Genomic DNA, 10417 nt, shown 5'->3' on the forward strand with positions numbered 1-10417 from the left:
GTGCAGCGAGCGGCGCGGATGTAGTGGGCGGCTTGCGTGCGCTTGGACTGCGCAGCGGTGTTGCCGAATGTTTCACGTGAAACATTCGTGCGCTAGCTTTTATGCTGCGTGGCATCTTCGTGTCAGCTGTGGGCCGTATCCACCGTTTATTAAACATTGTTTATTGACGTTTGTTCAAAAGGGGAGTACGATGGCGACGGACGCAGGAGTGGACATCGGACGCAGGGGCGAACGCAGGACGCAGGAGTGGACACCGGACGCAGGGGCGGGCGCAGGACCAAAGACGGGCGCCGGACGCGGGGGCGAACAACGGAAGGAGGAGCGCATGGCGCGTATCGTGAAGGCGCCGGATGATCGGCGGCGCGAGATACTCGACGCGGCGATGGAGCTGTTCGCGCAACGTGGCTTCGAGGCCACGTCGCTGCGGGACATCGCCAAGCACCTCGGCATCACGCCGGGGCTGGTCTACCACTACTTCGACTCCAAACAGAAGCTGTTCGACGAGGCGCTGGAATGCTACGCGGAGGATTGCGCGGCCGATTTCGTCCGCACGCTTCGCGCCTCCGACCTGAGTCTTCGCCAAAAGATCGACGCGCTGTACCACGGCGTGGCGAGCGGGGGGCCGCAGCGCCACCGCGACTTCTTCCATCGGCAGGGCAGCGAGGGCTTTCACCTGCGGCTCTCGTTGCGCCTGTGCGAGCGGGTGCAGCCGCACCTGGTGGAAGCACTCAAGCAAGCGCGCCACCGCGAAGGGATTTGCGTGCGCGACCCGGAAACGCTTGCGAGCTTTCTGCTGCACGGCCACATCGGCATCATGTCCGCGCATGCCGACGCCAACGCCGCGACGCTCGCGCGCCTGCGCGAGTACGTGGATGCGCTGCTGGATTCGCAGATAGAGAACGAATGTTTCACGTGAAACATTCGGGTTCCCCTCGCGGTCGTCGCTCGCCGCCTGCCTGTCCGTGTTCGCGTCGCGCCCGCCCGCAGCTCGCCGCCTGCCCGTCCGCAGCTGGCGCCCGCTATCCGTCCGCCCGCAGCTGGCGTCCGCCACCCGCCCGTTCGCGCTAGCTGATCAGCCCGGCATTCCGGCCGGGCTTCTTTCGGCACGCAGATTGAACAACGTTTAATAAAGCATCGCGAAAGGAGCACTGCCATGGATGATCGCAAGCAAAAATCACGCATCGCCTTCGACGCGCAAGCGCCCACCTACGACAGCGCCGCGCAGGGCGCGCACGCGCGCGGACTCTACCCGCACGTGCTGGCCGCGCTCGCCCGTATCCCGCGCGGCGGCGAGCTTTTGGATGTGGGCTGCGGCACGGGGGCGCTCGCGCGCCTTGTGCTCAAGCAGGATCCAACTTGCCGCGTGACCGGCCTTGATCTGGCGCCGAACATGGTGGCGCAGGCGCGTGCGAACTTGGAGGGCTTCGCCGACCGCGTGCGCCTCGTCGAAGGCGACAGCGACCGGTTGCCCTTCCGCGAGGAGTCCTTCGATGCCGCCTGGTGCAACGACTCCTTCCACCACTACCCCGACCCCGATCGCGTGGCCTTCGAGGTGTGGCGCGTGCTGCGCCCCGGCGGCCTGTTCGCAATGGGCGATGTGGCGCTGCCCGCGCCGGCCCGCGCGATCATGAACGCGGCGATGCCCTTCTCGAACGAAGGAGACGTGCGCATCTACGCGCGCGGCGAGCTCGAGCGCATCCTCGGCCGCTGGTTCTCCTCCGTCGCTTGGCGGCGCGTCGGCGCCTCTGCCTGTTTGGTGGAGGCTTGGAAGTAGGCGGCCGATCGCGAGAGGGGGGGCGGGGCCGCTTTGTCCGCGCGGAGGAAGCGACGTCCCGCGCCGACGACGGCTCCGGCGTCCCGCGCCCGCGCCGCCGGCTCCGTCGCCGACGCCGCCCGCATCCCGCCCGCCGCAGCTGCCCCCGTGCGCGGCGATCCCGCGCCGGCGTTGGCATTTCGGCCCCGTGCCCGCTCGCGTCCGGTACAATGGTGCATCATCAAGCGAGGCGGCCGTTCGGGCCGCGTTCGCGTTAGCGTGAGAGGATGAACCGATGAGCATAGGCCTTTCCCCGGAGAGCATCGCCGACTTCCACTCCTGCGTTCATCGGGAGCTGCTCTCGTACGTGAGCTACCCGTCGTCCGAGCTTGCTCCGCGGTGCTTCGCGTATCCGCAGTTCCTTCTTGAGGAAGACCGGCTGACCCTGCTTGAGAAGAGCGCCTTTCCCGACGAGGGCTGCCTGCCGATGGTGATGGCCGACACCAGCGCCAGCGACATGGCGCGGCGCTTCGGCAACATCGTGGTCATGGTGGTCAACGACGGCCAGCCCCAAGACAACAGGAACTACCCCGACAAGGAGGGCGCGCGGTTCAACAGCATCATCAACCCCACGTTCTCCAAGGGCAAGTCCGCAGTCGAGTTCACGGCGCTCTCCAAGCACCGGCTGTCGTCCGAGTTGATGCAAGTGCTTGACATCCAGGAAAGCGTCGATCTCTCGTCGCCCCTCGACCATCCCGTCCGCCTCTATCCCGGCGAGGCGGCGCCCCAGACCAACCTCGTCCTGGTGGCGCAGACCACGTCCGAGGGCGCGCGACGCTGCTTCGGCCCCTTCGAATGCACGTGCTCCGGCGAGGAGGTGACGCTCAAGGCGTCCAGCTCGTTTAACATGCTCGTCGCCGGGTTCGACGAAGGGTCCTTCGCGTTCTCCATAGAGCTTGCCGACGAAAACGGGGACGTGACGGCCCAGTTCGTGGACGCCGAGGAGCTGCGGCGCAAGCTGGCCTGCGCGCCGGATCCTATCGACTGGGTGAGCGACGCCGAGCTGCGCGACGCCTTGGGCCGGGTGGCGCGCACGGGCGACGACCCCCTCACGAAAAGCCAGATGCGCGCCCTTAAAACGAACATCGCCACCTGTTCGGACATCGAGGCGAAGATGACCCTCACGCCCCAGCGCAGGCAGCGGATGCTCTCGCTGCTCAAGGTGAGCGAGGACTGGAACTCCCTGCCCGAGGAGATCAAGAGCGCCGCCGTGGAGAAGGCCGATCCGGCCCAGCTGGCCGCCTATGTGCTGAGCAACGATCACTTCCGGGACTTCTACGACAAAGTGATGGAAAACGACCAGGTGCGCGATCGGGTGGAGCAGGACCGGGCCCGCTACCAGGCCCAGGCCGAGGAGGCGCGCAAGGCAGCTCGGGAGGCTGCGGAGGACATGGCCGCCGCGCGGCGCGAGCTGGCCACCTACGAGGAGGAGCTGGAGGCGAAGAAGGCAGCCCTCGAACAGGAGGTGGCGGCGCGGACCGAGGACGCCCGTCGGGAGCGCGACGCGCTGGCCGAGGAGGTGGGGCGGCTCTCGTCGGAGAAGCGCGCGCTCGAGGAGGGCAAGCTTTTCGTGGAGCGGCAGATACGCCAGGCCGTCGCGGACATGTCGGACGAGGCCGCCGTGTCGGGCAAGCTGCTTGAAAACGAGCTGATCAGGCAGATTGTGACGTCCATCGCCGCGAAGGAGGACGCGGCGGGGGCCGGCGAGGCCGCAGCCGCCAATGCGCATGCGGCCGTTTTGGGTGCGACGCTTCGGCCCGACGAGGGCTCGTTGTCTGCGCAGGAGGTGCTCGACGTCTTGGAGCGCTCGATCCGCGAGCGCGCCGGACGCGACATGGACCGCAACGAGGTGGCCAACCTCATGATCTGCCTCACGCAGGGCTACATCCTCACCTTGGCGGGCCTTCCGGGCACGGGCAAGACGTCGCTCGCCTCCATCATGGCGGGCGCGCTGGGCCTGGCGAACCGCGCGGACTGCCGGTTTGTGGAGGTGCCGGTGGAGCGCGGCTGGACCTCGTACAAGGACTTCATCGGCTACTACAATCCCCTCACGAAGACGATGGAGCAGTCGAACGCGGCCGTGTTCGACGCGTTTTCCCGGCTTGACGGGGAGCTGGCCGCGCAGGAGCGTCCGGGCGCCCTGCCTCCGTTTTTGTTCCTGCTCGACGAGGCCAACCTCAGCTCCATCGAGCATTACTGGGCGCCGTTTTTGCGGGCGTGCGACTCCGCCACGGGCGCTGCGGTGGATCTGTCGCTTGGCGGCAGCAGCCTGCTTCGGGTTCCCGACCACGTCAGGTTCGTGGCCACCGTCAACTTCGACCACACCACCGAAGAGCTCTCGCCGCGCTTCCTCGACCGCAGCTGGGTGGTCACGCTTGATCCAGAGGTGTTCGACGCGGACGCCGAGGAGCTGTTCTCGCCCCCGTGCGATTTCAAGGACGAGCCCGCTTTCTCGTTCGCCAAGCTCCAAGAGGCGTTCGGCCCAAGGCGGGACGCCGCTCCGAGCGCGGACCTGCGCGCCAAGCTGCGGGAGGTCATGGACGTGTGCGCCAAGCACGGCCACTCGGTGAGCCCGCGCAGCCAGAAGATGGTGTGGGGCTACCTGCGCGCCGCCGACGGCCTCATGGACCGCTCGACGGCGCAGTCCCAGTACGCGCCGGTCGACTTCGCCGTTGCGCAGAAGATCCTGCCCCTGCTCTCGGGCGCGGAGGAGCGGCTTGAGGGGCTGCTGCGCGACCTTGGGCAGGTGAACGGCCTGCCCGTTGTGAAGGGGCGCGTCGAACACATGCTCGAGGTGGGCAATGGCAGCGGTTACTACCAGTACTTCGCCTAGGCGCCGCGCCAAATACCGGTTGGGGCTGATTGACGAGACGTCGCAGACAAGCTGCGCGTTCTCCCTGCACGAGGTTGAGGCCCACGAGGGGGCCGCGCGCTTCGAGCTGGCGCGCGAGGGAACCGTCCACGAATCGCACGCCTACGGAATGGTCCTGCTCTCGGACGGCGAGCTGGACGTGCGCTCCGCCATCTTGTCGGTGAACGGGGAGGACCCCGTCGCGCTGGGCGTCGACCAGGCGGGGAGCGCGCCCGGGGGCCTGGGCGGCGAAGGGGCCTGCGCGCGCCGCTTGCGTTCGGCCCACGCTGCGGGCGGGGAGTTCCTCTTCCGGCAAACCTACGGGTTCGCCCTGGTGGAGGTGACGCTGATTCTGGGCGACGGTTCGCGGCTCTCCCTGGCCACGGACAGCATAGCCTGCGCGTGCGACCGACGCGACCAGGAGGCCGTCGTCTCGCGGATGGTGGACGAGCTGACAGGCGGCGCGGGCAGCCGGGCCATAGGACTTCTGCTCGCGCCTGAGCAGAAGGCGCGCGCGGGGCTTTCGCTGGTTGAATCGGGGCAGGTGAGCGACGGGTCGAAGTCGCTTCGGTCCTTCCTTTCGCTGTGCGAGGAGGTTGTGCGGACCTACGAGGCGAACCTTCCCCTGTTTCGGGCGCGCGCCCACAGCAGGGTGCTGAAACGGGAGGAGGTGGTCAAGGCGTCGGCCGTGCGCCGGTTCGGGCGAAGCGAGCTTCTGTGGCTTGCGCGCACGCCCGAAGCTCTGCGCGAGGCGCGCGGGCGGGCGAAGGGGCCCATCGTGGCGGGCGGGGCGTCCTACCTGGTGTCGCGCGTGCAGACCGAGCGCACGTACCGCAGCTTCGACAACCCGGAGAACCGCGCGGTGCTCTCGTTCATTGAAGAGGTGGCCGCCGCCTTGGGCGGTGTCGCGGATTCCGCGAGACGGCAGGTGGCCGAGCTTGCCGAGGTGGGACGCCGCCTGCGCGCCATTGACGCGGGCGAGGGGCTTTTGCCCGCGCTCGCGGTGGTGGAGGCGTGCCTGAGCAAGGAGGAGCCGCTGGTCGAGGAGGCGCGCGCCCTCCAGCGCCGCGCCCGCCGCCTGCGCCGCCTGCTTGCCGACGCGCTTCCCGGCGTCTCCTTGGTTGGGTACCGCCCGCCTCGGAGGAGCAAGGTGTTCCAAGAGGTGCGCCATTACGCCGACGCCCACCGCTGCATGCGGAAATGGGATGCGTTCGGGGAGTTTCTCATGCTGCGGGACGGCTTGGTCCTGCGCACGTGGCGCATGGACAAGCTCTACGAGTACTACGTGCTGTACCGGTTGGTGGACGGGCTTTTGGCCAGCGGGTACGCGCCCGATGCGTCGCATGGCGAACCGGCGCGGCGCGTGGGCTACAGCCTGCGGTCGCGCTACTACGCCGACGAGGAGCAAGTGGCCAACGTCTACCGCTTCACGCGCGGCGGCGAGCGGCTCACCCTGTTCTACGAGCCTGTGATCTACGGGGACGCGCGGGAGGAGCACGGGGTGAGCCTGCACCGGACGGTGCGCGACGCCTACGGCAACGACTGCTATTGGCGGCCCGACTACCTCATCCAGCGCGAGCGGGACGGCAAGGTGCAGCGCTTCGTGCTGGATGCGAAGTTCCGCACCGTGCGCTCGGTGCGCGGGGGAGGGCAGGACGGCGACGCGCGGTCGCACCTTGAGGCGTGCCTGGTGAAGTACAAGCTGTCAACCTTGGGTTCCGACGGCACCCGCGTGGACGCCCTGTGGCTTTTGTGCGGACGCGCGGGCCGGGCCGAGCTTGCCCCCTACCAGGACACCGGATGGGCGAGCGGCCTTGAGGCGTTCGTGCCGGACGGCGTGGCCACCGTGGCGCCGGGCGCCGACGCCCTGGGCGAGCTTTTGGAGGTGCTGGGTCTGGGGCCTGTGCAGGAGGCCGGCGCTGCGAACATGGAGGAGGGCGCCGCCGAGCCGCCCTTTGCGCGGAAGCCCTCGGATAAGCCGGCCTCTTCCCGGGAGCCGGCGGCCCGGGAAGGGCGGGAGGAGCCGGAGCCGACCGAGCCGGTTGAGGCGCGCCGGGAGGAGCCGGCTGGGGAGCCGGAGGCGCGCCAGGAGCTGGAGCCGATCGAGGGACTGGAAACCGCCGTGCCGGCCGAGGGGCCGGAGGCGGCTGAGGAACCAAAACTGACCGAGAGGCCGGAAACGCCCAAACCGGCCGAGGAGCCGGAAGCGGCCGAAGGGTCGAATCAGGCCGAGGGGCCGAAGCCGGTCAAGCCGGCCAAAAAGCCGAAACCGGCCAAGAAGCCCAAGTCCAAGGCGAAGGCGGCCAAGGGGCCGAAGGCGGGGCCTGCGCGCGCCGCGTCCCGGCGGGATCTGCCCGACGACGAGACGCTCAGCCTGATCCGCTCCCTGGTCGAGTCGATCTGCGACAAAGACGAGCTGTTCGGCGCGGAGTTCTCGCGCACCGTTTGCGGGATAGGGCATCCGCTGCTCAAAAAGCAGGCGCCACAGGGTCGGGAGGCGAGGTTCTACTCGCGCGAGGCGGTGACGATGGACGGGCTTGAATGCTATGTGTTCAATGCGTGGCTTCCGAACAACGTCAATCAGCTCAGGCGCGCGGTGAGGCGCTGTCGGGCCGCGCTGTCGCCGGAGGAGTGACGGAGGCCGGTTAGCGGACCGGCCCCGGGCGGCTCTTTCCCGACAGCTCGTCGATGTCGAGCGCCCATACGGCTGTGCGCGGCCCCTCGGCCTTCATGGCGCGGCCGATGTCGCCCTTGTGCCCGGGCACGTACTTCATGCACAGGTCCACGAGGGCGCGCTTGAACTCCACGGGGTCGGTCACTTCGCGCATGCGTCCGAAGGCCAGCGCCGAGCGGTACGTTGTGGAGAAGTCGCCTTCTTCGAAGAACGCCCGCACGTCCGTCACAGCTGTGGCGCAGACGCGGGCGTCGCGGCGGAAGCATTCCACCTTGAGGCCGCCCTCGTTCGTCGCGTGGAAGTACAGCGACTCCCCGCGCCGCACGAACGACAGGGGCACGCCGTAGGGGGTTCCGTCCTCGCAGACGGTGGACACCACGGCGAACGGCGCGTCGTCGAGGGCGGCAAGCGCCTCGTCGCGGGAGACGGCGCGGTCGGCGCGCCGCAGGGGGCGGAGGGTCATCGCGCGCTTCCTTCCTCGGGCGGGGTAGGCGGAGGGACGGGCGTCGGGGCGGAAGCCGGCTGGGCCGGGGTTGCAGCCGGCGGCATCGGGGTTGCAGCCGGCGGCGCAGGAGCAGGGGCGGCGGCGGGCCGAATCGGAGCGGCAGCAGCCGGCGTTGGGGCTGCCGCGGCCGGCGTGAGGGGCGTGGCCGGCGGCATCGGCGCGGGAGCGGCAACCGGCTGGGCCGGGGTCGCGCTCGGCGGAGGGGGAGGCGCGGCTGCGGCGACCGGCGCGCTCGGCGCAGCCGGCGCAGCGGGGAACGCCGGGGCCGGCGCGACTCCGGAAGCCGTCAAGACCGGCGATGCGCCGGCCGGATGAGGCGCCGGGATTGACGGAGGCGGCGTCTGCGCGCGCTGCTCGAGTGAGCGCCCGCGGACGAACAGCGCGATGGCGTCTGCCACGTCGGCCACGAAAAGCAGCTGCAGCACGATGTGCAGCGCGCATTCGGATCCGGAGATCAGCCCGTCGCGCCGCATGCGCGCCGCGTAGGCGATGCTCCAAGACGACCCGCCCGCCATGATGAGCCACCCGAGGACCGCAAGCAAGGGCAAGAACATCACTCCAAACATCGCGAACATGGGGAGAACGGAGATGGCCGCCATCGCGAGCATGACCAAGGCCCCGAAAAGGAAGAAGGGGATGAGCCCCAGCTTCACCAGCAGCATCGACTTGCGCAAAAACGCGCGCCGGCCGGCGCCTCCGCGCACGCCCAGCACGATGCCCAGCACGATGTTCGCGAAGAAGAACCCGAGGGCAAGCAGGCCGCAGGTGTTTACGAGCACCTCGATGAGGCCCTCGAACTTGGTGTCGTCGACGAACCCTACCGCCGCCAAGGTGGCTGCGAGGCCGTCAAGGGCCACCACGTAGCCGATGGGAACGATCCAACACAGCGGGTTCGGTTTCTTCAATGGACGTCCTTTCGATCGGTGGGCTTTGCCCATCGTAGGCCATCATGCTCCTGAGCGCAATGCTCAACAAGGGGTTGAAGCTCGGCTTCCACGATGTCGAGCAGGACCTGCTTCGATTGCACGCCCGCTTTCTGGTAGATGTGCCTGATATGGGTTTTCGCGGTGGTGCTGGAGATGACGAGTGCCTCGGCGATGTAGCCGGCGGTGCGCCCGCGCACGAGCAGCCCGAGCACCTCCCGCTCGCGCGGCGTCAACCGGAAGCGCTCGGCCACCCGCGCGCAGGCGAGGTCGCGCGCCTCCTCCGCGTCGGCGCACGCCTGCGCGGAGGGCTGGGCGGCGGCCCGGTCGGCCCTCCGTTTCGCGTTCAGGAACCAGGCGACGCTCAAAGAGATGAGGCCCGCGATGGCCACGATGGTCAGCGCCCCGTTCACCCATGCGAAGTCCCCCGTCGCCAAGTCGCGCAAAAGCCCTATTCCCACCAGCACGCCAAGGCGCTTCGCCAAAAACGCGTCGCAGCTCACCACGACGGGGTTTCTCCCCTCCGCATAGGCAAAGGGGGCGAGCCAGGCGAGCAGCAGCACGGCCACGTACACGATGTTGAGCGGGATGACGGAGAGCGCGACGAGCGAGCCGCTTAAGAGGGAGCCGGCGTACAGCGTTCCAATGGCCACGGGCAGCACGATGAGGCGCGTGAACTCCACCACCTCGCGATCTTCCAGGCGCCGTCGCACGGCGAGCAGGATGTTGCCGGCGAGCACCGTGCCGACGCCCGCGCACACCTGCACCATCGTGGAGGCGGCGTCGCCGTCTTGGACGCCCAGCCATGACAGGTGGATGGCCGCCACAATGAACGAGAGCAACGCGATGGCGGCGTAAAGCCCGCCTATCGGGGCGTTTTCGCGGGCGAGGGCCGCGTTGGCGCCGTTTGCGACGGGGTTTGCCGGGGGCTGTTTCTGCGCCTCGGCGTTCTCGAACACGGTCTGCTCGGAGTCCGGCAGGGGCGCGCGTCGCGGTCCGGGCGCCTCCGTGCGGCCCTCCGCCAGGCGCAGCAGCAAAACGGAGAGGGGCGCGAACAGCACGACGAGGCCCGCCGCTGCGGGAAACGGCAGAAACGCCAGGCAGATTTGGACGGTGCCCGCAACGATGACGCTCACGACGAACGAGGAGATGGCGGTTTCCGCATTGGCCCTGGCGTAGAAGCTGGCGAACGCGGCGAACAGGAAAAGCGACGAATCGAGCAGGGCCGAGCGCGCCAAAGCGGCGAGCGGGGGCAGGTCCCAGCCTGCCGAAGAGGCTATGAGCAGCGCGAACCCGACGGTTTGCAGGGAGGCGAGCGCGCCCAGGAGCGGTCGGTTCCGTTGGAGGGGCGCGTGCCCGCGCGCAGCCGCGAAGCGCACGATGAGAAAGAGCGCCAGCAGGTAGGCCACCCTCAGCCCGGAGCCGAGGAGGGAGCTTTCGTCGCTGACGTGCCACAGCGCGCTGTAACGGGAGGCCTCTGGCGCCGATATGCACAGCGCCAGGCCGATCGCCGCCAGCACGAAGCTTTCGCGTTCCAGCGCGAGGGCGCAAGGACAGGCCGCGTCTGCGCGCGCTTCGGTTGTCGCATGGTTCTTCCGCATGGGCTCCCCTCTCCTTGCGAGTATAGCAAACATGCGCGCTCGCGCACCCG

7 protein-coding genes are annotated in these 10417 nt (G+C 68.9%); 4 read left to right on the plus strand and 3 right to left on the minus strand.

Going from position 1 to position 10417, the window contains the following annotated elements; all coding sequences use genetic code 11:
• Positions 1–325: 325 nt before the first annotated feature.
• The 4 genes from ACWKY3_RS05165 to ACWKY3_RS05180 all read left to right on the plus strand — a co-directional run bounded on the left by ACWKY3_RS05165 (position 326) and on the right by ACWKY3_RS05180 (position 7299).
• A complete protein-coding gene (locus ACWKY3_RS05165) occupies positions 326–916 on the plus strand; it encodes a TetR/AcrR family transcriptional regulator (RefSeq protein WP_449315355.1) in 591 nt (196 codons plus the stop codon).
• Positions 917–1126: 210 nt separating this feature from the next.
• Positions 1127–1774 (plus strand): class I SAM-dependent methyltransferase, encoded by a 648-nt coding sequence (locus ACWKY3_RS05170; protein ID WP_449315362.1) that lies wholly within the window; start codon positions 1127–1129, stop codon positions 1772–1774.
• 274 nt (positions 1775–2048) lie between these two features.
• Positions 2049–4646 carry a hypothetical protein gene (locus tag ACWKY3_RS05175; RefSeq protein WP_449315356.1) on the plus strand — a complete coding sequence of 866 codons (2598 nt, stop codon included), beginning with the start codon at positions 2049–2051 and terminating at the stop codon, positions 4644–4646.
• Positions 4615–7299, plus strand: coding sequence for a DUF2357 domain-containing protein (locus ACWKY3_RS05180; RefSeq protein ID WP_449315357.1), 2685 nt, complete (start codon positions 4615–4617; stop codon positions 7297–7299). The genes ACWKY3_RS05175 and ACWKY3_RS05180 overlap by 32 nt, the downstream gene beginning before the upstream one ends.
• Positions 7300–7309: 10 nt before the next feature.
• Here the strand turns inward: ACWKY3_RS05180 and ACWKY3_RS05185 are convergent, their stop codons facing one another.
• From ACWKY3_RS05185 to ACWKY3_RS05195, 3 genes are read right to left on the minus strand one after another with little or no spacing between them, the layout of a single operon-like run.
• Positions 7310–7801, minus strand: coding sequence for a pyridoxamine 5'-phosphate oxidase family protein (locus tag ACWKY3_RS05185; RefSeq protein WP_449315358.1), 492 nt, complete (start codon positions 7799–7801; stop codon positions 7310–7312).
• On the minus strand, positions 7798–8748 hold the full coding sequence (locus ACWKY3_RS05190) for a hypothetical protein (RefSeq protein ID WP_449315359.1): 951 nt from the start codon (positions 8746–8748) through the stop codon (positions 7798–7800). Before ACWKY3_RS05190 ends, ACWKY3_RS05185 begins: the two co-directional genes overlap by 4 nt.
• Positions 8745–10367 carry a response regulator transcription factor gene (locus tag ACWKY3_RS05195; RefSeq protein WP_449315360.1) on the minus strand — a complete coding sequence of 541 codons (1623 nt, stop codon included), beginning with the start codon at positions 10365–10367 and terminating at the stop codon, positions 8745–8747. Before ACWKY3_RS05195 ends, ACWKY3_RS05190 begins: the two co-directional genes overlap by 4 nt.
• Positions 10368–10417: the final 50 nt, after the last annotated feature.

The sequence above is a fragment of the Rubneribacter sp. genome (assembly GCF_965361815.1).

Excerpts from the sequence above, each read along its gene's own strand:
- ACWKY3_RS05195 (WP_449315360.1), bottom strand. The coding sequence starts at position 10,367 with ATGCGGAAGAACCATGCGACAACCGAAGCGCGCGCAGACGCGGCCTGT.
- ACWKY3_RS05185 (WP_449315358.1), bottom strand. The coding sequence starts at position 7,801 with ATGACCCTCCGCCCCCTGCGGCGCGCCGACCGCGCCGTCTCCCGCGAC.
- ACWKY3_RS05180 (WP_449315357.1), top strand. The coding sequence starts at position 4,615 with ATGGCAGCGGTTACTACCAGTACTTCGCCTAGGCGCCGCGCCAAATAC.
- ACWKY3_RS05175 (WP_449315356.1), top strand. The coding sequence starts at position 2,049 with ATGAGCATAGGCCTTTCCCCGGAGAGCATCGCCGACTTCCACTCCTGC.
- ACWKY3_RS05165 (WP_449315355.1), top strand. The coding sequence starts at position 326 with ATGGCGCGTATCGTGAAGGCGCCGGATGATCGGCGGCGCGAGATACTC.